At 63.4% G+C, this 21,108-nt stretch carries 18 protein-coding genes, 1 tRNA gene and 2 pseudogenes; 14 read left to right on the top strand and 7 right to left on the bottom strand.

Annotation, left to right across the window (positions count from 1 at the left end):
* Positions 1 to 227: 227 nt before the first annotated feature.
* Positions 228 to 1,394, top strand: a complete 1,167-nt coding sequence (locus QYH69_RS09725) for a glycerate kinase (RefSeq protein ID WP_308831651.1) — start codon at positions 228 to 230, stop codon at positions 1,392 to 1,394.
* A 64-nt stretch (positions 1,395 to 1,458) separates the two neighbouring features.
* Positions 1,459 to 1,914, top strand: coding sequence for a MarR family transcriptional regulator (locus QYH69_RS09720; RefSeq protein WP_308831650.1), 456 nt, complete (start codon positions 1,459 to 1,461; stop codon positions 1,912 to 1,914).
* Between the two features lie 70 nt (positions 1,915 to 1,984).
* Here the strand turns inward: QYH69_RS09720 and QYH69_RS09715 are convergent, their stop codons facing one another.
* A complete protein-coding gene (locus QYH69_RS09715; RefSeq protein ID WP_308831649.1) occupies positions 1,985 to 3,025 on the bottom strand; it encodes a 2-dehydropantoate 2-reductase in 1,041 nt (346 codons plus the stop codon).
* A gap of 536 nt (positions 3,026 to 3,561) precedes the next feature.
* Between QYH69_RS09715 and QYH69_RS09710 the strand changes: the two genes are divergently transcribed.
* Positions 3,562 to 3,702 (top strand): hypothetical protein, encoded by a 141-nt coding sequence (locus QYH69_RS09710; RefSeq protein WP_198039138.1) that lies wholly within the window; start codon positions 3,562 to 3,564, stop codon positions 3,700 to 3,702.
* 57 nt (positions 3,703 to 3,759) lie between these two features.
* Here the strand turns inward: QYH69_RS09710 and QYH69_RS09705 are convergent, their stop codons facing one another.
* Both QYH69_RS09705 and hpnD read right to left on the bottom strand, forming a co-directional pair.
* Positions 3,760 to 4,401, bottom strand: coding sequence for a hypothetical protein (locus tag QYH69_RS09705; RefSeq protein WP_308831648.1), 642 nt, complete (start codon positions 4,399 to 4,401; stop codon positions 3,760 to 3,762).
* 163 nt (positions 4,402 to 4,564) lie between these two features.
* The gene (gene hpnD / locus QYH69_RS09700) at positions 4,565 to 5,398 is read right to left on the bottom strand and encodes a presqualene diphosphate synthase HpnD (protein WP_308831647.1); all 834 of its coding nucleotides are present in this window, start codon (positions 5,396 to 5,398) and stop codon (positions 4,565 to 4,567) included.
* A 341-nt stretch (positions 5,399 to 5,739) separates the two neighbouring features.
* On the opposite strand from hpnD, the gene QYH69_RS09695 reads away from it, so the two are divergent.
* A tRNA-Leu gene (locus QYH69_RS09695) sits at positions 5,740 to 5,826 on the top strand.
* A gap of 75 nt (positions 5,827 to 5,901) precedes the next feature.
* On the opposite strand, the gene QYH69_RS09690 is transcribed toward QYH69_RS09695, so the two are convergent.
* Positions 5,902 to 6,957 (bottom strand): DUF1501 domain-containing protein, encoded by a 1,056-nt coding sequence (locus QYH69_RS09690; RefSeq protein ID WP_308831646.1) that lies wholly within the window; start codon positions 6,955 to 6,957, stop codon positions 5,902 to 5,904.
* Positions 6,958 to 7,048: 91 nt separating this feature from the next.
* Positions 7,049 to 7,405, bottom strand: a complete 357-nt coding sequence (locus QYH69_RS09685) for a hypothetical protein (RefSeq protein WP_308831672.1) — start codon at positions 7,403 to 7,405, stop codon at positions 7,049 to 7,051.
* A gap of 228 nt (positions 7,406 to 7,633) precedes the next feature.
* On the opposite strand from QYH69_RS09685, the gene ompR reads away from it, so the two are divergent.
* The 5 genes and pseudogenes from ompR (at position 7,634) to QYH69_RS09665 (ending at position 11,310) form a co-directional block, all read left to right on the top strand.
* Positions 7,634 to 8,368 (top strand): two-component system response regulator OmpR, encoded by a 735-nt coding sequence (gene ompR, locus QYH69_RS09680; protein ID WP_007585880.1) that lies wholly within the window; start codon positions 7,634 to 7,636, stop codon positions 8,366 to 8,368.
* Positions 8,369 to 8,411: 43 nt separating this feature from the next.
* On the top strand, positions 8,412 to 9,761 hold the full coding sequence (locus tag QYH69_RS09675; protein WP_308831645.1) for an ATP-binding protein: 1,350 nt from the start codon (positions 8,412 to 8,414) through the stop codon (positions 9,759 to 9,761).
* Positions 9,762 to 10,151: 390 nt separating this feature from the next.
* Positions 10,152 to 10,295: pseudogene (locus QYH69_RS36050) on the top strand (peroxiredoxin); the annotation flags it as partial.
* A gap of 84 nt (positions 10,296 to 10,379) precedes the next feature.
* Positions 10,380 to 10,709, top strand: a pseudogene (locus QYH69_RS36045) (redoxin domain-containing protein); the annotation flags it as partial.
* A 76-nt stretch (positions 10,710 to 10,785) separates the two neighbouring features.
* Positions 10,786 to 11,310 carry a carboxymuconolactone decarboxylase family protein gene (locus tag QYH69_RS09665; RefSeq protein ID WP_308831644.1) on the top strand — a complete coding sequence of 175 codons (525 nt, stop codon included), beginning with the start codon at positions 10,786 to 10,788 and terminating at the stop codon, positions 11,308 to 11,310.
* 225 nt (positions 11,311 to 11,535) lie between these two features.
* Here QYH69_RS09665 and ispF read toward each other — a convergent pair whose 3' ends face one another.
* Together ispF and ispD are read right to left on the bottom strand one after the other, a co-directional pair.
* Positions 11,536 to 12,012 (bottom strand): 2-C-methyl-D-erythritol 2,4-cyclodiphosphate synthase, encoded by a 477-nt coding sequence (gene ispF / locus QYH69_RS09660; protein WP_308831643.1) that lies wholly within the window; start codon positions 12,010 to 12,012, stop codon positions 11,536 to 11,538.
* Positions 12,013 to 12,042: 30 nt separating this feature from the next.
* On the bottom strand, positions 12,043 to 12,771 hold the full coding sequence (ispD, locus tag QYH69_RS09655) for a 2-C-methyl-D-erythritol 4-phosphate cytidylyltransferase (RefSeq protein WP_308831642.1): 729 nt from the start codon (positions 12,769 to 12,771) through the stop codon (positions 12,043 to 12,045).
* A 198-nt stretch (positions 12,772 to 12,969) separates the two neighbouring features.
* On the opposite strand from ispD, the gene mfd reads away from it, so the two are divergent.
* From mfd to mscL, 5 genes are all read left to right on the top strand, one after another.
* Positions 12,970 to 16,512 carry a transcription-repair coupling factor gene (mfd, locus tag QYH69_RS09650; protein WP_308831640.1) on the top strand — a complete coding sequence of 1,181 codons (3,543 nt, stop codon included), beginning with the start codon at positions 12,970 to 12,972 and terminating at the stop codon, positions 16,510 to 16,512.
* 7 nt (positions 16,513 to 16,519) lie between these two features.
* Complete coding sequence (locus tag QYH69_RS09645; RefSeq protein WP_308831639.1) at positions 16,520 to 17,932, top strand: M20/M25/M40 family metallo-hydrolase; 1,413 nt, start codon at positions 16,520 to 16,522, stop codon at positions 17,930 to 17,932.
* A gap of 231 nt (positions 17,933 to 18,163) precedes the next feature.
* Positions 18,164 to 19,411: an acetylornithine deacetylase gene (gene argE / locus QYH69_RS09640; protein ID WP_308831638.1), complete on the top strand. Its 1,248-nt coding sequence runs from the start codon at positions 18,164 to 18,166 to the stop codon at positions 19,409 to 19,411.
* Between the two features lie 56 nt (positions 19,412 to 19,467).
* Complete coding sequence (locus QYH69_RS09635; RefSeq protein ID WP_075157279.1) at positions 19,468 to 20,490, top strand: threonine/serine dehydratase; 1,023 nt, start codon at positions 19,468 to 19,470, stop codon at positions 20,488 to 20,490.
* A 137-nt stretch (positions 20,491 to 20,627) separates the two neighbouring features.
* Complete coding sequence (gene mscL / locus QYH69_RS09630; protein WP_075157280.1) at positions 20,628 to 21,068, top strand: large conductance mechanosensitive channel protein MscL; 441 nt, start codon at positions 20,628 to 20,630, stop codon at positions 21,066 to 21,068.
* Positions 21,069 to 21,108 lie beyond the last annotated feature (40 nt).

Here is a 21,108-nt window from a genome sequence, read left to right as displayed (position 1 = left end):
TCCTGTCTGGGGCAGAAGAACTTCGCGAACCGATCGCGCGCTCCTGTGCAGCGTCTTTTATCGCTTCGCGCAACCTGCGTTCGCGCGACGATGCGCGCTATGCCGTCCGGCCTATTCAGTCGCAGGCGCCATGCTGCTAAGCTAGCGCACGCGGTCGGGCAAGCCGGCCTGTCAATCATCGTCCGTGCTGCACACTCCGGCCACAACTCAAATCACGAAGAGACATCATGCCTAATCCGTCGTCCGCGCCTCACGCCGCGCCCGTTGTTGTCGTCGCTCCCGATTCGTTCAAAGGCTCGCTGAACGCCGAAGCAGTCGCACAGGCGATCGCCGACGGCATCCGCCGCGCGCGCGCGGACGCGAACATCCGCATTTGCCCGATGGCCGACGGCGGCGAAGGCACGCTCGACGCGATGCTGTCGCGCGGCGGCGAGCGCCGCACGCTGACCGTGCGCGGCGCGGCGGGCGCCGCGCGAGATGCGGCGACGGGTCTCGTCGGCGACGGCAGCGCGATCATCGAAACGGCAGAAGTGGTGGGCATTACCGATCCGGTCGGCATGGGCGTGCCGGTCGAAGACCGCAGCACGCGCGGCATGGGCGAAGCGATACGCGCACTGCTCGACGAAGGTGTGCGCCGCTTCTATGTCGCACTCGGCGGAAGCAGCACGAACGACGGCGGCGCGGGTCTGCTAGTCGGCCTTGGCCTCAAGATTTTCGATGCACAGGGCAACGAACTCGAACCGACGCCGGAGCAGCTCGCGCGCGCCACGCACGTCGATGCATCGCAACTCGACGCGCGGCTTGCCGAAGCGACCTTCATCGGCATGTCCGACGTCGACAACCCGCTCACCGGCGACCATGGCGCAACCGCGGTGTTCGGTCCGCAGAAAGGCGTGAAGCCCGATCAGGTCATCGCGATCGACGCCGCCCTCGCCCGCTTCGCCGATCTGCTCGAGCCGGCGCTTGCGCGCAACGCGCGCAACCTGCCAGGCGCAGGCGCGGCCGGCGGCCTCGGCTTCGCGCTGCATATGCTCGGCGCGCAGTTCGAACCGGGCGCCGAAGTGGTCGCGCGGCAAATCGGTCTCGACGAAGCCTTGCAGGGCGCGGACTGGCTCATTACCGGCGAAGGCCGCTCGGATGTGCAAACGCTGCACGGCAAGGCGCCTTTCATCGCGTGCCGCCATGCGCGCGCGGCCGGCGTGCCCGCTACGCTGCTTTCGGGCGCGGTCGATCCGGCGGCGTTGCCGCGACTCACGGAACACTTCAGTGGATGCTTTTCGCCCGCGCCTGGACCGATCACACTCGAGACTGCGATACGCGACGCGGCGCGTTTGCTCGCGAACGAAGCCGAGCAATTGACGCGTCTGCGATACGACATGCGCGGCATGCGTTGACCCGCGCAGCGGATGCGGCAACAATCACAGCGCTACGACCGCATTCACTCCCAACAGGAAGACCATGAAGGCCTCCGATAAAGCCGGACTCGAGCAGTTTCTGACGTATCGTCTGCACATACTCAACAAACTCTCCGAGCGCGGCATCAGTGATCGTTATCTGGAGAAGCTGGGCGTGACGTTGCCTGAAGCGCGCGTGATTGCATCGGTTGGCTCGTTTGGCCCGTTTTCGATCATGGACCTCGCGCGCCATGCAAATCTCGACAAAAGTCAGGCGAGCCGGGCGGCTGAAGCGCTGATCAAGCAGGGGCTCGTGCAACGCGAAGCCAGCGACGACGACGGACGGGTCGTGCTCGTTTCGCTGACCAGCGAAGGACGCGCGCTCTATCGCAAGGTGATGCCGATCGCGCGCAAGTGGAACAGCGATCTGTTCGACTGCCTCGACGAACGCGAAAAGGCCGTGCTCGGCGCGACACTCGATAAGGTCATCGATGCAGCGCTCGAGCGCAACGAACAGTAGAAACGCGGCGAGGATCTTCGCTTCAGGTCCCGTCGTTCAGAGCCCGCTGTCGTTCAAAGCCCACTGTCGTTCAAAGCCCACTATTCGCCGCTCGTTGCCGCAGCAACCCGAGCACCGCATCGCAAAACGGCGTCGGCACATCGAGCTTGCGGCCTAGTTCCGGAAACACCCGGAGAATGGGCTCGACTTCGAGCGGCCGGCCTGCTTCGAAGTCCTGCAGCATCGACGTTCTGAACGCGCCGAGCTTGCGCGTGATCGCGAGACGTTCGGGCGGACTCATACCCGCCGACAGCCCGAGCCGCGCGCCGATCGCCGCGGCCTCTTCCATCATCCGCAGCACGAGCGCGTGCGTCAGCGGATCGTCGAGCAGACGGTCCGCGGTCGAGCCGGTCAGCGCGCTAAGCGGATTCATGTTCATGTTGCCCCACAGCTTGGTCCATATCTCGGTGCGAATCGCTTCGGACAGCACGACATCGAAACCGCCGATGCGCATCGCATCCGCGAACACGGCTGCCTGCTCGCTCATGGGGCCATTCGGGTTGCCATCCGGCGCACCGACGATCAACTGATTGCCACGTCCGCGGCGCACGACGCCCGGCCCGTCGGTCGATGAAGACAGATGCACGACGCAGCCGATCGAGCGTGTCGGCGGCAAAGCCGCCGACACGCTGCCGCCCGGATCGACGGCCTCGATGATCTGATTATCGAGCGGCCCGGCAAAGCCGTGAGTGAACCACCAGGGCAGTCCGTTCATCGCGGCAACGATCGCGGTGCGCGGCCCGATCATTGGCTGCAAACTCGCGGCAATGGCAGGCAGCGTCTGCGCCTTGAGCGCAATCACGACGTAGTCCTGCACATCGAACGCATCCGGCGCATCGCCGGCATTCACGCGCACGACGGACTCGCAGGAGCCGGCGATCACCCTGAGCCCGTCCGTGCGCAACGCATCGAGCGTCTTGCCGCGCGCGAGCACGCTGACCGAATGGCCGGCGCGCACCGCCGCCGCCGCGATCAGACCACCGATCGCGCCAGCGCCGACAACGGCCGTGCGAACGGGCTGTCGGACTGCTCGCTGCCCTGCCGGGTGGATGGATTGCGACTCGGAACTCATCGCGTTTCACTCCTCGTATGACGGATCGATACGATCGATCTGCCGCCGCAGCGCATGCGGCAGATCAGCGCACGCCATTGGCGCGAATCGGATTGCAGTGCATCGCACGTGTTGCGCGCGGCGATAAAGTCCAAGATCGCACGCGCCGTGCCCAGCCTTGCAACACCGGGCTGCACTTCGCAGTGCGCGATCGAGGGACTATGGCTGCACGCGATTCTGGACGCGATACTCACGAGATTTCACGCATTCGTTCGGTCTTCGATGTTCGGTGAAATGCAAGCCGACAGATCGATCAGAATATGTCCACCCAGGCCGAAGGACGCGCACTCCTCAAGGGACCATGCCCATCGCGAGCAGCAGACGGCTCGCGCGCGGCGAGCGTTGCGGTCGGCGCAGCATAGGCCAAACTGGTTGCACGCGCAACGAAAATGCGAACCGCACGCGACGTGTTCTTCAGCGTACTTTCAGCAAATCGTAATACGCGCTTGTTAGCATGTTCACCCCCTTCCCGTTAATTGATTTTCAGAGGACTCAGGATGAAGAAGGTTTTACTGGCGCTGGTTGCCGTCGCGGCCGGAATGGGCAGCATCTCGTCCGCATTCGCTTACGACCACCATCACGAAGTGTGTCATAAAGTGCGCGTCCATCATCATTGGGAGCGTCGCTGCCATCGCTGATCGTCGACGCGACTCATGCGATGTGATTCACGCGATGTGACCACATTTAGCCCCGCGTTACGCGGGGTTTTTTGTCGATGCGGATTCCGGCTCGGATGCCGTTCCCGGCAATGCCGACAGCCGCGTGACGCTGCCCGGCGAAACGGCAAAATCGCGCACCACCGCATTCGTGTGCGCGCTGTCCTGGGTCATGCCGAAATAGAAACCGAGCACCTGTTTCGCTTCGCTGAGCACGTAACCGATCAGCGTGCCGATGGTCAGCGCGGCAGTCGTGTCCTTGATTTCGTCATAAGCGTGTCCGCCGAGCACCGCCCACACGATGTAAGTCGTCAGCGCCATCAGCACGATGGCAAGCAGCGGCCGCATAAAGTCTTTCGGCTGCTGCGCGGCAAGCTTGCGCGCGCTGTCGCGGTCGGCCGCTTCGGCCTGATACGAGTTCAGCGAGAACTGCATGCGGTTCTGCTCCTGCTGCACGAGCAGTTGCTGGATCTGGGTCTTGTTCGCGAGTTCGGCTTCCTTGAGTTTTTCAAGCGATGCCGGGTCGGCCTCGAGCGCCTTGCTGACCGCATCGGGCGTGTTCTCGGTGCCGAGCGCGCTTGCAACGAGCGCGCCGGCCAGTCCGCCGATCGGGCCACCGAGCGCCGTGCCGAGAATCGGCGCCGCCTTGCCGACAGCGTTGGCAATGTCTTTCCAGTCCATCGAAGTCCCTCGGGTGCGATTGGGTAACGCGTCGCAGACGAACGCGTCATCCGTTAAGGACGTTGCGCGTGGATTCTGTGAACTGGATGGAGTCCGCGAACGGCCCGCACGCGATGCCGGGCAGTGCGGCCGAACAGTGCGGCCGAACCGCGCGCAGCGCCGCTCAGCCGCGCCGCGCGGCGCGCCACGCGACCCACAGCTTGCGGATCGGCGTCAACGCAATGCGCTGATGCAGCACCTGATACCCGTCGCGCTCGATCTCATCGAGCAGCGCGAGCGCAAGCGCGGCGAGCGCGCGCAGCGTGCGTTGCGAGCGACGTTCGGTGCCGGGCAGCGCTGCAAGCGCCGTATCGATCGCGTCGCGAGCGCGTGTGGTCTGAAAGCGCATCAGGTCGGTGAATGCTTCGCTATACCGGCGGTTGATCAGGTCAGCAGCCGTCACATTGAAGCGCTGCATCTCGTCGATCGGGATATAGATGCGGCCATGACGCGCATCGTTGCCCAACTCGACGACAAACTGCGCGAGCATCAATGCCTGCCCGAGCGGCGCCGCCCAGCTTGCCGCCGCCTGCGGATCTTTCGCGGTCGCGCGCGCGACCACCGACGCAAACGTGCCGCCGACGCTGTCGACATAGCGGCGCAGATTCGGATAGTCGAGGTAGCGGGCCTGATCGAGATCCATCTCGAAGCCGGCAAGCAGTGTCTGTAGCGCCGGGTACTCGGTGTGAACGCCAGGCCAGTGCGCGGCCAGCGCCTTCGACACCGGATGCGACGGCTCGCCGGCCGCAAGCGCGGCGGCTTCCTTGTGCCACCATGCAAGCTTCGTGCGGCCGACGGTCGGATCGCTCGTTTCCTTTACCGTTTCTTCGAACTCGCGACGCAGCGCGAAGAGCGCGGTGAGCAGCGGCTGCCGCGCAACCGGCGCTTGCCTGAGCGCGTAGTAGATGCTCGACCCGGGAGGCGCCGCTTTTTGCTGGCAATAGTCGTCGAAATTCACGGGATGGCAGTGTTGGTGCGGTTTGGGCGCGATGTTGCGTACGGGGTGACGACCGGGAAGCGTACCGAAGTGGACGCCGGCATAGGCAGGTGCCCCGATGCCGCCGCGTCGCACCTCCTGGCGAGTCGAAAATTGTAGCATTGCGCGCGGCCGCAAGTTGCAGACAAGCGCATGTCGATCGGGTAGAATCTCGCGCTCACGCTTTCGACCATGCCGTGTCGGTGCACGATGCAGTACAAGACTGGCAAAAAACCAGCAATCACGACGAGAACACGCACTGGCTTTGCGGCCCGGCATTTTTTGTCGGGGCGACAAAAACATCGGGCGCGATGCGCCCGGCGGCGAGGATGGCGAAATTGGTAGACGCACCAGGTTTAGGTCCTGACGCCCGCAAGGGTGTGCGGGTTCGAGTCCCGCTCCTCGCACCAGAAAGCGCATGAAAACCCGATGGGCTTCGCCCATCGGCTGCGGACGCGTTTAACCTCCTTGACGTCTGCAACCTCTCAGACACGCAGTAGAGGCAGCGGCTCGAAGTAGCGTTCGAGCACGGCGGCCGCATCGCATCCCCAGCACGACCGCAGCACGGTCGCATAAAGACATCTGAAGTCGACCGCCATCGGCAGATTGCCGTTCCCGTCCAGTTGCGACAGCGACGGCGGCGCGCCGTACAGACCGCCGCGCACCCGGCCGCCGAGCACGAAGTGAGGCGCGCTGCTGCCATGCTCGGTGCCGCCGTTATCGTTTTCACGAGGGCGCCGGCCGAACTCCGAACAGGTCATGACAAGCGTGTCATCCCAGAGGCCGAGTTCGAGCAGGGAAGCATGCAACGCGTCGATGCCTCGAGCGAGCTGCGCGAGCAGCGCTGCATGCCGCTCGCACTGATTGAAATGCGTGTCGAAGCCGTTCAACGTGATACGAATGACCGCGGCATCGAGCTTGCCTTGCGCACTCAGCACCAAACCTAGCGACGATGGCATCGGCGCCGTTGCGATACGTGAAGCACCGGCAAGCGGCCCGAACTCCGCACTACCGACGACGAGACCGCCGCCGCACATCGCGTGGTCCGCACCGGTTTGCTCAAACGCGCGCGCAACCCAGCCCTCGCGCAGATACCGATGCGCGTCGGACGCGGTGTCCCAGATCTCCGTCGCGCGAAAGTGCGACAGATTGAATTGCGGATAGCCGAGCCCTTGCACGATGGCAAGTTGACCGCTTTGCCAGAGCGGCATCAACCGATCGAGCGCCGGATGCAGCGCCGCGTGCTCGCTGATCGCCAGCACCGTGTCGCGACTCACCGCGACATGTGGACGCAGTTGATAATAGAGCGAGTCGGCATAGGGCACGACCGTGTTGAGCCCGTCGTTGCCGCCTTTGAGTTCGATCAGGAGAAGCAGTTTGCGGCCGCTGGTCGCAGACGTTGAAATAGCGTTCGTCGGGACGTCGACGCAGCCCGAATCAGAAATTCCCGCGCGCATCCGCGCAGCGCCGAACGACACGGGCGGCAACGCAAACGCTGCTGCCGCAGCGGCCGCAGTCGACAGGAACTCGCGTCGCTTCATGCCGTGTCTCGCTCCGTTATCGATAAGGTATTGCCCGTCAACCGGCAGACAACATACGCCCGGGGGGGCGAGCCCTGCTTGAGAAACACGCTCAGCGTTTATACAGTTCGCGTACCGCGTCTTCGATGTGCTGCCGCAATAGCCGTCGTTCCTCGGGTGTCATATGGCCATCTCGACGGCGTTGATCGAGATCCGGCGGCACTGCCGTGCGCACGATAGGGTCCGAAGCTGGTGTTTCTGCAGGCGGGATGCGCTGCGAATGGTAGGTCCGCGAACGCGGACGCGATTCGGGGCGTGCGGGACGTGGAGCGGGATGAGGAGGAACAGCGCGGTCGGCAACAGGCGGGGGATCGGCAAACACAGGTGGGCTCAAAACGGCCGCGAACGCGCTCGCTGCTGCCAGCGCAATCATGCTCAGGCGCACGTTCGGCCAAACCCCTCCCTTCATCTTGTTCCCTTCGTGACGCAGCAACCGGCTACCCCAGATGCGTATGGTGATTCCGGCAAAAACCGGGCGCGAAAGTTTTGGTCTTGTGAAGTATCTACCGAACAGGCGCAAACAGTAAAGGAGTGTAAGCGCGCCCGCTTTACGCCGTGCCACAGGCCGGGTAAATTTTGTAACTGACTGTTACTCGATAAATGCCTCAAACGCGTTCCCCTTTGTAATCGCGCTAAGATGCCGACCATGGAAACCAAAAACCCTTCGAAAATCCTCGTCGTCGACGACGACCCGCGCTTGCGCGATCTGCTGCGCCGCTACCTCGGCGAGCAGGGCTTTAACGTATATGTCGCGGAGAACGCGCCGTCGATGAACAAGCTCTGGGTTCGCGAGCGCTTCGATCTGCTGGTGCTCGACCTGATGCTGCCTGGCGAGGACGGGCTCTCCATCTGCCGCCGGCTGCGCGGCAGCAACGACCGCACGCCGATCATCATGCTGACGGCGAAGGGCGAGGACGTCGACCGCATCGTCGGCCTCGAGATGGGCGCGGACGATTATCTGCCCAAACCGTTCAACCCCCGCGAACTCGTCGCGCGCATTCATGCCGTGCTACGGCGCCAGTCGCCGTCCGAATTGCCGGGCGCGCCCTCCGAGACGTCCGAAGTATTCGAGTTCGGCGAGTTTGCGCTGAACCTCGCCACGCGAACGCTCACAAAAGCCGGCCAGGAAATCCCGCTCACCACCGGCGAGTTCTCGGTATTGAAGGTGTTCGCCCGCCATCCGCGCCAGCCGCTGTCGCGCGAAAAGCTCATGGAGCTCGCGCGCGGCCGTGAGTACGAAGTCTTCGATCGCAGTCTCGATGTGCAGATTTCACGCCTGCGCAAGCTGATCGAACCGGATCCGGGCAGCCCCCGCTTTATCCAGACCGTCTGGGGTCTCGGATACGTGTTCATTCCTGACGGCGCAGCCTGAATTTGCGCGCTGCGTGGAGTCTGTTCTTCGATAAGAAGGCCGCATGCGGATCGACCGGCGCCTCCTGACGCTCGCGTTCGGCGGCCTCTTCTGGCGGACGTTTCTGCTGATCGCGCTGTTGATCGCGGTCAGTCTCGCCGCATGGTTTCAGAGCTTTCGCGTGATCGAGCGCGAGCCGCGTGCACAGCGGGTCGCGCTGCAGCTCGTCGCGATCGTGAAGCTCACGCGCACCGCATTGCTCTACTCCGATCCCGATCTTCGCCGCGCGCTTCTGCAAGATCTCGAGAGTAACGAAGGCGTGCGCGTGTATCCGCGCGAAACGACCGATAAATACAAGCTGCAGCCGGACGAATCGCTAAACCGGCTGATCGAGCACGACATCCGCGGGCGGCTTGGCGACGATACGATCATCGCGCAGTCGGTAAACGACATCCCCGGTGTCTGGATCAGCTTCAAGATCGACGACGACGATTACTGGGTCGCGCTCGATCGCGATCAGCTCGATAACGTGACGGGCCTGCAATGGGCCGGCTGGGGCATATTCGCGCTCGCGCTATCGCTATTCGGCGCGGCGTTCATCACGAGCCTCGTGAACCGGCCATTCGCGCGTCTCGCAATGGCGGCACGCAGGGTCGGTTCCGGGCAGGCGCCGGAGCAACTCCCCGAACGCGGCCTCGGCGTGGCAGCCGAAACCAATCGAAGCTTCAACCAGATGGTGCGCGATCTCGATCAGCTCGAAGCCGACCGCGCGCTGATGCTCGCCGGCATCTCGCATGATCTGCGCACGCCGCTTGCTCGCTTAAGACTCGAGACGGAAATGAGCCCGTCCGATCAGACAACCAAAGACGCGATGATCGACGACATCGAGCAGATGGATATGATCATCGGGCGCTTCCTCGATTACGCGCGCCCGGTGCAGCGGATGCCCGAGCCCGTCGATCTGTCGGTAATCGCGGGGGAGCTTGCAGCGCGCATGTCGACCGAGGATGGAATCCGGCTGATTACGCGCCTTGCGCCCTCGGCGGTCATCGAAGCGGACGAAACCGATATCCGGCGCGTGGTCGGCAATCTGATCGAGAACGCGCGCAAGTACGGGTTGAGCGAAGAGGACGGCATTCCACACGTCATTCTCGAAACGCGCGTATCGCATTCGCGCGTCGAGCTGTCCGTCGTCGACGAAGGGCCCGGCATTCCGGAAGACCAACTCGCGCTTGTCACACGACCGTTCTACCGTGTCAATTCGGCGCGTACGCAGGCGAACGGAACCGGGCTTGGCATGGCGATCGTGCAGCGGCTCGTCGGCCGGTACCGCGGCGCACTGCGGCTGCGCAACCGTACGCCGGGGCCAGGCCTCGAGGTGACGATCGAATTTCCGCTCGCCAAGAGCAGTTGAAGCGGGCCGAAAACGGCATATGTTTCAACATTGGCAGCGCCGGACGCCAAATTAATCGGAATTTTCTGCTTTCTTCCGTTTTGCCCCCATATAAAAACAAGATTGCCTCGGAATGAATCCGAAAACAATCGCTCCGCTGCACACTATCGGTGCGTTGAAGAAAATCTATCCGGGTCGTTAGTGAAAAACTATTGACCACAAATAGCAATAGAGTTATAGTTTTGTCTGTGGGACGCAGCGCGTGGCTTGAGCGAGCCAGCGCGCGGCGCTACCCGATCCGTTTTATCTGGGTGGTTGCGGCTTTCCGGTAATCCCCATTTTTGAATCACCTCGCTTTTGACCGGCTTGACCCGCTTTTACCGTTTGCCACTTTCACATAGGAGTGTCTGCATGAAAACCATCGGCGATAAACTCGAAGCTTTCACCGTCACCGCTGCCAAGCCTGGCTTTAACCACCACGAAGAGAACGGCGTGTCGGCGTTCGAAGAAATCACCGAACAGTCGTTCCCGGGCAAGTGGAAGATCATCTATTTCTAAGTCGGAGGCCAAGCGGTCTTAGGAAGACAAAACATTCTACCAACTCCTTGGCTCACAGAACGACATGGCTACGATCCGACTTGTGACGCGGTTCTGCTCGGCGGCAGCACCGACAACGAATTCGTGAAGCTCGCATGGCGCCAGGCGCACAAGGACCTCGACAAGCTGAACCACTACTCGTTCGGCGACGTCAAGGGCGAACTGGTCGACCAGCTCGGCGTGCGCGACCGCGAAGCTGGCGTGGCACTGCGTGCTACGTTCATCGTCGATCCGGACAACACGATCCAGCACGTTTCGGTGAATAACCTGAACGTCGGCCGCAGCCCGGCGGAAATCCTGCGTATTCTGGACGGTCTGCAAACGGACGAACTGTGCCCGTGCAACCGCGCAGTCGGCGGCGCCACGCTGTAAGCCATTGCAGCTGAAAGCCCGCTAAGCTTGAAAAAGCCGGCGGGCTTTTTTATCGGCAACTCGATAGGAGATATCTATGGAATTCGTGTCCGCGATCAAAGAACTTGTCCCTGACTACGCGAAGGACATCCGCCTGAACCTCGACGGCACGATCGCGCGCTCGTCGCTCGAAGGCAATGACGCAGTCGGCGTCGCGCTTGCTGCAGCGTTTGCATCGAAGAGCCCGGCGCTCATCTCTGCGATCCGCAACGCGGGCGTGCTGTCGCCCGAAGAAACGAACGGTGCGCTGACGGCGGCCGCGTTGATGGGCATGAACAACGTCTGGTATCCGTACGTCGAGATGACGGATAACGCGGACCTGAAGGGGCAGCCCGCCGGTCTGCGGATGAACGCCTACGCGTCGCACGGCGGCGTCGACAAGCGCCGCTTCGAAATGTACGCGCTGGCTGCGTCGATCATCGGCAAGTGCCACTTCTGTGTGAAGTCGCACTTCGACACGCTGCTCAAGGAAGGCATGAGCTCGACACAACTGCGCGACGTGGGCCGGATTGCGGCCGTGGTCAATGCGGCGGCGCTCGTGATTGCTGCTGAAGGCAAATAAGCGAACCTGATACGCCGCACGAGCGAGCGACGCAAACCGGCAACGCGAACTCACTGCGGCAGCAACGTGCACTCTTGCGCGCGGCGGTACACGATACCGCCGCGCCTGAAGCGAAATCGCCACGCATGATCTGCGTGGCGTTCCCCTTTTCATGGACGCCGTTCGAGGCATCGGCGCGCCGTGCGCGCCCGGACCGGCGCGCGGATTCAGGCGCGCATCAACGCATCAGCACGTCAACAACACCGCGGCCTGCGCCTCGATCCCCTCGCCCCGCCCGAGGTAACCGAGTTTCTCGTTGGTCTTCGCCTTCACGTTGACGCGCTCGAGCGGCAGTTGCAGATCCGCCGCGATATTCGCGCGCATCGCGTCGATATGCGGCGCGAGCTTCGGCGCCTGCGCGATCACCGTGCTGTCGACATTCGCGATCGAGAAGCCCGCGCGCGCGATGCGCGCCGCGCATTCGCGCAGCAGCACGCGGCTGTCTGCGCCGGCAAATTCCTTGTCGGTGTCGGGAAAATGACGGCCGATGTCGCCGAGCGACGCGGCGCCGAACAGCGCATCGGTAATCGCATGCAGCAGCACGTCGGCGTCCGAATGGCCGAGCAGGCCGAGGTCGTAAGGCACGGTCACGCCGCCGATGATGAGCGGCCGGCCCGGCACGAGTGCATGCACGTCGTAACCTTGTCCGATTCTGAAATCCATAGTGGGTCCGTTGTAGCGAGTACGTTGTTTTTATGAAGAAGCCGCGTTGAGCGTGGCCGCCGGGCGGCTCAGGATCGCGTCCGCGAGATCGAAGTCTTCCGGATAGGTGACCTTGAAGTTACGCAGGCTCCCTTGCACGAGCCGCGGCGCGTGGCCGATCCACTCGATCGCGCTCGCCTCGTCGGTCAGATCGTGGCCGTCCTGCTGCGCACGCAGGATCGCCTCGCGCAACATGCCGATGCGGAACATCTGCGGCGTCTGCGCCTGCCAGAGCCCGTCGCGGCCTTCGGTGCGCGAGATGCGGGTATCGGTGTCGGGCGCGATGCGCTTGAGCGTATCGGCGACCGGCAGCGCCATGATGCCGCCGATCGCATCGTCCTTCAGCGCATCGACGAGCGAGCGGATCAACGCGGGCGTGATGCCGGGGCGCGCGGCGTCGTGCACGAGCACCCAGTCGCTGTCGTGCGCGCCGAACTCGGCGAGCGCATGCAGCCCGTTCAGCACCGACGCCTGCCGCGACGCGCCGCCGCAACGCCGCACCGCGAAGCGCAGACCGCTGAAGCGGCGCGCGTCGAAATGCTGGTCGTTCGGCGCGAGCACGACGAGCGTCTGCGAAAACTCGCTGCACGCATCGAATGCAGCCAGCGAGTAATGCAGCATGTCGCGTCCGGCGACGCTTCGGTATTGCTTGGGCATCGGCGCGCCGGAGCGGCTGCCGGTGCCCGCACCGGGAATCAGGGCAAAAAGGCGGGGAGTCACAGAACGGACGCTGCAAAGTCAAAGTGAAGGTCGGATTTTATAATAGGTCTTTCGCCCGCACGTTCCGACACGCGTAAACTTGCCGTTTCTGTCGCGCTGCAGTCGATGCCTGCTCAGAAAATCTGCTCAAAGTCCGCACGAAGCGAGCCCTGACGCTACCCCGACGCTACTTCATAAAACGGCCGTTCTTCCTTATTTATGTCCGACACCGCCGCATCCCCGTTGAATCCGCCGCAAGCCGCTTCTCCGCAGGGGAATGGCCCCGGGCGGCCCGCCGTCCACTGGAATCCCCCCGTCGCGCTCGTCAAAGCCGGCCAGCGTTTCGCGTTCGACGGCTCGCAAGGCTCCGCCGACGCGCTGCTGATCGCCCGTTATCACCTCGCGTACCACTCGCAGTTGCCGCTCCTCGCGGTCGTCTGCGCGAGCGCAGTCGACGCGCAGCGTCTGTCGCAGGAAATCCCGTACTTCGCGCCGAATGCGCGCGTGCGGCTGCTGCCCGACTGGGAGACGCTTCCGTACGACACCTTTTCACCGCATCAGGATCTGGTCTCCGAACGGCTCGCGACGCTGCACGACCTCGGCGAAGGCCGCTGCGACATCCTGCTGGTACCGGCCACCACGGCGCTCTACCGCATGCCGCCCGCGTCCTTCATGGCCGCTTACACGTTTGCGTTCGCCCAGGGCGAGCGCCTCGACGAAGCGAAACTGAAAGCGCAGCTCACGCTAGCCGGCTACGAGCACGTCAGCCAGGTCATGCGCCCCGGCGAATACTGCGTGCGCGGTTCGCTGATCGACCTGTTTCCGATGGGCTCGCCGTTGCCGTACCGGCTCGACCTGTTCGACGATCAGGTCGACTCGATCCGCGCATTCGATCCCGACACGCAGCGCAGCCTGTACCCCGTGCGCGACGTGCGTCTGCTGCCGGGCCGCGAGTTTCCGTTCGACGAAGCATCGCGCACGGCTTTTCGCAGCCGCTGGCGCGAAGTGTTCGAGGGCGATCCGAGCCGGGCGTCGATCTACAAGGACATCGGCAACGGCGTACCGTCGGCCGGTATCGAGTATTACCTGCCGCTCTTTTTCGAAGACACCGCCACCCTCTTCCACTATCTGCCCGACGGTTCGCATCTGGTGTTCACGGGCGACCTCGACGCCGCGATCAAACGCTTCACCGCCGACACCCGGCAACGCTTCAACTTCCTGTCGCACGATCGCGACCGGCCGATTCTCGAGCCGCAGCGGCTCTTTCTGTCCGATGAAGATTTCTTCACGCTCGCGAAGCCGTTCGCGCGCCTGACACTGCCCGCGAAAGCCGAGGGCGGCTGGGCCGCGCCGCTGCCGAACCTCGCGCTTGACCGTCACGCGGAAAATCCCATTACGGCATTGCGCGCGTATCTCGACACGACGCCGAATCGCGTGCTGTTCGCGGTGGAGTCGGCGGGGCGCCGCGAAACGATTGCGCAGTTGCTCGCGGAAAACGATCTGCGCGGCGGTTCGGCCGACAGCTTCGAAGCGTGGCTCGCCGCCGATGTGCGTTTCGCGCTCGGCGTCGCCCCGCTCGCGACCGGCTTTGCGTTGCCGGGCGAAGGCATCTCGATCATCACCGAAACCGAGCTTTACGGGCCGCTCGCGCGCCGTGCGGGACGCCGCCGCCAGGAACAGGCAAGCAATGTCGATTCGATGGTGCGCGACCTGTCCGAACTCAAGGTCGGCGATCCGGTCGTGCATGCGCAGCACGGCATCGGCCGCTATATGGGCCTCGTGACGATGGATCTCGGCGAAGGCGAAACCGAGTTTCTGCACCTCGAATACGCGGGCGAAAGCAAGCTATACGTCCCGGTCTCCCAGCTGCACGTGATTTCGCGCTATAGCGGCGCGGACCCGGAAAGCGCGCCGCTGCACGCGTTGGGCTCGGGCCAGTGGGAGAAGGCAAAACGCAAGGCCGCGCAGCAGATTCGCGATACGGCCGCCGAATTGCTGAATCTGTACGCACGCCGCGCGGCACGCGAAGGCCACGCGTTCAAGCTCGATCCGCGCGACTATGTGAAATTCGCCGAAAGCTTCGGCTTCGAGGAGACGCCGGACCAGGCCGCGGCGATCGCCGCCGTGATCGGCGATATGACGAGCGGCAAGCCGATGGACCGGCTTGTCTGCGGCGACGTCGGTTTCGGCAAGACCGAAGTCGCGCTGCGCGCCGCATTCATTGCGGTGATGGGCGGCAAACAGGTCGCGTTGCTGTCGCCGACCACGCTGCTCGCGGAGCAGCACACGCAGACATTCAGCGACCGCTTCTCCGACTGGCCCGTGCGCATCGCCGAACTGTCCCGCTTCAAGACCACGAAGGAAGTCAACGCGGCGATCCAGCAGATCAACGAAGGCAGCGTCGACATCGTGATCGGCACGCACAAGCTGCTTTCGTCGGAAGTGCAGTTCAAGCGGCTCGGGCTCGTGATCATCGATGAAGAGCATCGTTTCGGTGTACGTCAGAAGGAGGCGCTCAAAGCGCTGCGCGCCGAAGTGGACGTGCTCACGCTGACCGCGACGCCGATTCCGCGCACGCTCGGCATGGCGCTCGAAGGCTTGCGCGACTTCTCGGTGATCGCCACGGCGCCGCAAAAGCGGCTCGCGATCAAAACCTTCGTGCGCCGCGAGGAAGACAGCGTGATTCGCGAGGCGATGCTGCGCGAACTCAAGCGCGGCGGCCAGGTTTACTTTTTGCACAACGAAGTGGAGACGATCGAGAATCGCCGCGCGATGCTCGAGGCGCTCGTGCCCGAAGCGCGCATCGCCGTCGCACACGGACAGATGCACGAACGCGAACTCGAACGCGTGATGCGCGATTTCGTCGCGCAGCGCGCCAACGTGCTGTTGTGTACGACGATCATCGAGACCGGCATCGACGTGCCGACCGCGAACACCATTCTGATTCACCGTGCCGACAAGTTCGGCCTCGCGCAATTGCACCAGTTGCGCGGCCGTGTCGGCCGTTCGCATCACCAGGCTTACAGCTATCTGCTCGTGCACGATCCGCAGGGGCTCACGAAGCAGGCGCAGCGGCGCCTCGAAGCGATTCAGCAGATGGAAGAGCTCGGCGCAGGCTTCTATCTCGCGATGCACGACCTCGAAATTCGCGGCACCGGCGAAGTGCTCGGCGACAAGCAGTCGGGCGAAATTCACGAGATCGGTTTCCAGCTGTACACCGACATGCTCAACGATGCCGTCAAGGCGCTGAAGGACGGCAAGGAGCCCGACCTCACCTCGCCGCTCGCGGCGACGACCGAAATCAATCTGCACGCGCCCGCAATTCTGCCCGCCGATTACTGCGGCGACGTGCAGGAACGCCTGTCGCTCTACAAGCGGCTTGCCAATTGCGAGCACAACGACTCGATCGACGGCATCCAGGAAGAACTGATCGACCGCTTCGGCAAGATGCCGCCGCAAGCGCATGCGCTCGTCGAAACGCACCGGCTGCGGCTCGCGGCACGGCCGCTCGGCATTTCGAAGATCGATGCGGGGGAAGCCGTGATCGCGCTGCAATTCATCCCAAACCCGCCGGTCGACGCGATGCGCATCATCGAAATGGTCCAGAAGCACAAGCACATCAAGCTGGCGGGACAGGACAAGCTGCGCATCGAAACGCGCAGCCCCGATCTCGCGGTGCGCGTCGCGACCGTCAAGGAGACATTGCGTGCGCTCGGTGCGCCGGCGCGAGGCGCGGCCGGTCAGCGCGCGACAACGCAGTGAAGCTGCGATGAAGGACACAGCGGGGAGCGGCCACGACAAAACGCGCGCGAACGACGCGGATCGAACCGCGCTTACGCAAGACGCGCCCCGCGTGCTCGACACACTCGAAGCCCGCACGGCCTCGATCGTCGCTCTGCTTGCGCAGCTCGTGCGCATTCCGAGCCGCGGCGGAATCGATCCCACGACACCGATACTCGAGTGCATCGAGCAGTGGTTCGCGCAACATGCGCCGAACATGCCGCGCACACGTATCGTGTCGCGAGGCGGCGAGCCGCTCGGGTTGTACACGGAAGTTCGTGGAAGCGCTGCCACGCCGGTCCATGCTTCGTCCCATTCGTCGGACAAAGCTTGCGGCCATGCGCCCTACTACGTGCTCAACGCGACGCTCGACACGGCCGGCTTCGGCGACGAAGCGGCCTGGACCCAGCCGCCGCTTGGCGCGCGGATCGTCGACGGCTGGCTATACGGCCGCGGCGCCGCCGACAGCAAGGCAGGCGCAGCGCTGTTTGCGCATCTACTCGTCGCGCTTTCGCAACGCACCTCGGAGTTCGCCGGCCGTATCGGCCTGCTACTCGACCTCGACGAACACACGGGCCGGTTCGGCGGCGCACGTGCCTTCTTCGACGAGTTCGTCGACCACCAGACCGACCGTCTCGCCGACACGACCGTCAAATTTGACAGCGTTGCCAACCGAACCACGGGCGACGCTCCCGCATCGTGCCCCGACGGCGTATTGATCGGCTACCCGGGACACGAGCGCATCATGGTCGGCGCACGCGGCTGTCTGCGCGCGAAGCTCGTCGTGCACGGCGTTGCCGCGCATTCAGGCAGCGGCAGCTCGCGGGGCCTCAACGCGGCGGTACGCGGCGGCGCGCTGGCCATCGCGCTGCACGACATGCCGCTGCCCGATATCGACGACGCGACTTTTGACCGCCACGCACAATTGAGCGTGACCGGCATCGAGGCAGGCGACGGCGGCTTCGCTGCCGTACCCGATCGTTGCGAACTCAAGATCGATATCCGGCTCACGCCCCGCTTCGATGCAAAGCTCGCGCGCAGCCTGATTGCCGACGCAATTCGCGCGCACGACATCGCCTATGCCTCCAGTCCTGCAAATAAACTATTGACGGACGTCGAATGGATCGAAGGCTGGCCCGCTTACCGGGTGTCCGACAAGCATCCGATGTTGGGCGCATTGTGCAAAGCCGCACAGCGCACATTCGGCGCTGTGCCGCGACGTGAAGTGGCCGGGCCTTCGAATATCGGCAACTATCTCGCGTCGCTGGCCATTCCCGCGCTGTGCGGTTTCGGTCCGCGCGGCGAACAGCTGCACGCCAGCGATGAACGCGTGGAACTGGCGAGCATCGCTCCCGTCTATCGAATCTACGAAGACGCGATGCTCGAGTTATTGCGCCGATAGCTACTGCTAATGCGAGCCGAACGCAATTGCAAGCGCATATAAGCGATTTATGCTGCATCGCGCAAACGATTTAAGCGCGCTTTATCGGCGCTTTATCCGACCTTTATCGCTTTGGCTTATTAAGGGTTTTTCGGTATGATCGGGCAGACAATCAAGTGGAGTCCCGTCATGTCCCAGGTCGCTGAATCAGCAGCTCAGCCCTCACGAACGTCTTCTCCATCCGCATCCGCAGTGTCAAACGTTTCCGTCAACGCTTCTTCCAACGCTTCTTCCGGCACTGCTTCCGTGAATCATTCGAACACTGCTCTGGTCTCGCTACCGTGGATCGAGCGCCTCGTGTCGTTCGACACCGTCAGCCGCAATCCGAATCTCGGCCTCATCGAAACGGTGCGCGACGCATTGCGCACCCAGGGCATCGACGCCACGCTCACGCACGGCGACGGTGGCACATGGGCCAATCTCTTTGCGACAATTCCCGCGCACGACGGCGTAACGAATGGCGGCGTCGTATTGTCCGGACATACCGACGTCGTGCCCGTCGACGGCCAGAAGTGGGATAGCGATCCATTCAGGCCCGAAGTGCGCGACGGCAAACTGTATGGCCGCGGCACCTGCGACATGAAGGGTTTTATCGGCGCGGCGCTCACGCTCGTGCCTGACATGCAAAATACGAAACTCGCGCGGCCGATTCATCTCGCGCTGTCGTTCGGCGAAGAAGTCGGCTGTGTCGGCGCACCGCTGATGATCGAAGATCTGATCAGGCGCGGTATCAAACCCGACGGCTGCATCGTCGGTGAACCGACCAGCATGCGGCCCGTCATCGCGCACAAAGGCATCAACGTTTACCGGTGCTGCGTGCGCGGCCAGGCCGCGCATTCGTCGCTCACGCCCAAGGGCGTCAATGCGATCGAATATGCGGCACGCCTTATCTGCTACATCCGCGACATGGCCGATCAGTTCCGCGAGCAAGGGCCTTTCGACGAACTCTACGACGTACCGTTCACCACTGCGCAAACGAGCACGATCGAAGGCGGAAATGCGGTCAACACAGTACCGGCCGAATGCCGTTTCGCATTCGAGTTCCGCAATCTGCCGACGCTCGAGCCCGAGCCGATCTTCGCGCGCATCGAGCAGTACGCGCGCGAAACGCTGCTGCCGAAAATGAAGCGCGAGCACGAGGCGGCCGCGATCGAATTCACGAAGGTCGCCGCGGCGCCGGGTCTCGACGCGGCGGAACAAACGGCGATCACGCAACTCGTGCGCGCGCTCACCGCGAATCAGGACAAGCGCAAGGTCGCCTACGGCACCGAGGCGGGACTCTTCTCGCGTGCCGGCATTCCGAGCATCGTCTGCGGACCCGGCGATATCCAGCAGGCGCACAAGGCGAACGAATTCGTCGCGCTCGAACAACTCGTGCAATGCGAACGCTTTCTCGGCAAGTTCATTCACAGCATGTCGGTCGACGCACGTACAGCCTGAGTCTTCAGACCCGGCGCAAGCATCCCCCACAAACGCAACCCACGTACGATCACGCCATGTCCACCGCCATCCAGCAGCACACCGACCACACGATCGACGGCGAGCCGATTCCGACGCTCGATGCGATCGCCTCGCAGCATTTTGCGTTGACGCCCTGGGTCGTGCGAACGCCGGTGTTCGACCGGATGGACTTCCCGACGCTCGAAGGCACGCTCGTCAACTTCAAGTTCGAACTGCTGCAAGCGGGCGGCAGCTTCAAGGCACGCGGCGCGTTTACCAATCTGCTCGCGCTCGACGAGCCGCAGCGCAGTGCGGGGGTGACATGCGTGTCAGGCGGCAATCACGCCATCGCGGTCGCGTATGCGGCGATGCGGCTTGGCATCAGCGCGAAGGTTGTCGTGTTCCGTTCGGCGAACCCGGCGCGCATCGCGCTATGCCGTCAGTTCCGCGCGGAAGTCGTGATCGCCGAAAACGCGGTTGAAGCATTCGAGATCGTGCGCCGGATCGAAGCGGAAGAAGGCCGCTATTTTGTGCACCCGTTCAACGGCTACCGCACGGTGCTCGGCAGCGCGACGCTCGGTTACGAATGGGCGACGCAAACGCCCGATCTCGACGCGGTGATCGTGCCGGTCGGCGGCGGCGGCCTCGCGGCCGGCGTCTCCACGGCGCTGCGCCTCGCGAACCCGCGCGTGCATGTGTTCGGCGTCGAACCCGAAGGCGCCGACGTTATGAGCCGCAGTTTCGCCGCGAACCATACGGTGAAGATGGGCCATATGCATTCGATCGCCGATTCGCTGATGTCGCCGCATAGCGAGCAATACAGCTACGAGTTGTGCCGCCGGCATATCGACCGGCTCGTGACGGTCTCCGACGACCAGTTGCGCGCCGCGATGCTCACGTTGTTCTCGCAACTCAAACTCGCAGTCGAGCCTGCGTGCGCGGCAGCGACCGCGGCGCTGCTCGGCCCCTTGCGCGAAACGCTGCAGGGCAAACGCGTCGGCGTGCTGCTATGCGGAACCAATACCGATACGCTGACGTTCGCGACGCATATCGAGCGCGCGCGTTCGGCACAGACATAACGGGCGCAACCGGAGGCGCACCCGAGGCGCACCCGAGGCGCAATCAGGCTAGCAGCAAGCCGCGCGGCAAAGACGTCCTACCCGCCTCTCCGATCGTTCGCTATCATGCGTGCATTGACCACCAGGAGAAATGCCTCATGAGCATGATCAAGGAATTCAAGGAATTTGCCCTCAAGGGCAACGTGATGGATCTGGCAGTCGGCGTGATTATCGGCGGCGCATTTTCCACCATCGTCAATTCAGTCGTGAAAGACCTGATCATGCCGATCGTCGGCACCGCAACCGGCGGCCTCGATTTCTCGAACCTGTTCATTCTGCTCGGGCACATCCCCGACAACTTCAAAGGCAACCCGGGTTCATACAAAGACCTGCAAACTGCAGGCGTCGCCGTGTTCGGCTATGGCGCATTCATAACGGCCGTGATCAACTTCGCGATTCTCGCGTTCATCATCTTTTTGATGGTCAAGTTCATCAACAACCTGCGCAAACCCGCTGAAGCGGCGGCGCCGGCCGCACCGCCCGAAGACACGTTGCTGCTGCGCGAGATTCGCGACTCGCTGAAGAATTCACCGCGCTAACGGACTTCGGCGCGCACGCCACGCCCCACGCGACAGTGCG

The sequence above is a fragment of the Paraburkholderia sp. SARCC-3016 genome, assembly GCF_031119615.1.
GTDB lineage: Bacteria > Pseudomonadota > Gammaproteobacteria > Burkholderiales > Burkholderiaceae > Paraburkholderia.
Note: the sequence above shows the minus strand (reverse complement) of the source record. Positions and strands in the feature narration are given on the sequence as shown.

Coding starts and splice junctions, on each gene's coding strand:
- QYH69_RS09725 (WP_308831651.1), top strand. CDS start 228: ATGCCTAATCCGTCGTCCGCGCCTCACGCCGCGCCCGTTGTTGTCGTC.
- QYH69_RS09720 (WP_308831650.1), top strand. CDS start 1,459: ATGAAGGCCTCCGATAAAGCCGGACTCGAGCAGTTTCTGACGTATCGT.
- QYH69_RS09715 (WP_308831649.1), bottom strand. CDS start 3,025: ATGAGTTCCGAGTCGCAATCCATCCACCCGGCAGGGCAGCGAGCAGTC.
- QYH69_RS09710 (WP_198039138.1), top strand. CDS start 3,562: ATGAAGAAGGTTTTACTGGCGCTGGTTGCCGTCGCGGCCGGAATGGGC.
- QYH69_RS09705 (WP_308831648.1), bottom strand. CDS start 4,401: ATGGACTGGAAAGACATTGCCAACGCTGTCGGCAAGGCGGCGCCGATT.
- QYH69_RS09690 (WP_308831646.1), bottom strand. CDS start 6,957: ATGAAGCGACGCGAGTTCCTGTCGACTGCGGCCGCTGCGGCAGCAGCG.
- QYH69_RS09685 (WP_308831672.1), bottom strand. CDS start 7,405: ATGAAGGGAGGGGTTTGGCCGAACGTGCGCCTGAGCATGATTGCGCTG.
- ompR (WP_007585880.1), top strand. CDS start 7,634: ATGCCGACCATGGAAACCAAAAACCCTTCGAAAATCCTCGTCGTCGAC.
- QYH69_RS09675 (WP_308831645.1), top strand. CDS start 8,412: ATGCGGATCGACCGGCGCCTCCTGACGCTCGCGTTCGGCGGCCTCTTC.
- QYH69_RS09665 (WP_308831644.1), top strand. CDS start 10,786: ATGGAATTCGTGTCCGCGATCAAAGAACTTGTCCCTGACTACGCGAAG.
- ispF (WP_308831643.1), bottom strand. CDS start 12,012: ATGGATTTCAGAATCGGACAAGGTTACGACGTGCATGCACTCGTGCCG.
- mfd (WP_308831640.1), top strand. CDS start 12,970: ATGTCCGACACCGCCGCATCCCCGTTGAATCCGCCGCAAGCCGCTTCT.
- QYH69_RS09645 (WP_308831639.1), top strand. CDS start 16,520: ATGAAGGACACAGCGGGGAGCGGCCACGACAAAACGCGCGCGAACGAC.
- QYH69_RS09635 (WP_075157279.1), top strand. CDS start 19,468: ATGTCCACCGCCATCCAGCAGCACACCGACCACACGATCGACGGCGAG.
- mscL (WP_075157280.1), top strand. CDS start 20,628: ATGAGCATGATCAAGGAATTCAAGGAATTTGCCCTCAAGGGCAACGTG.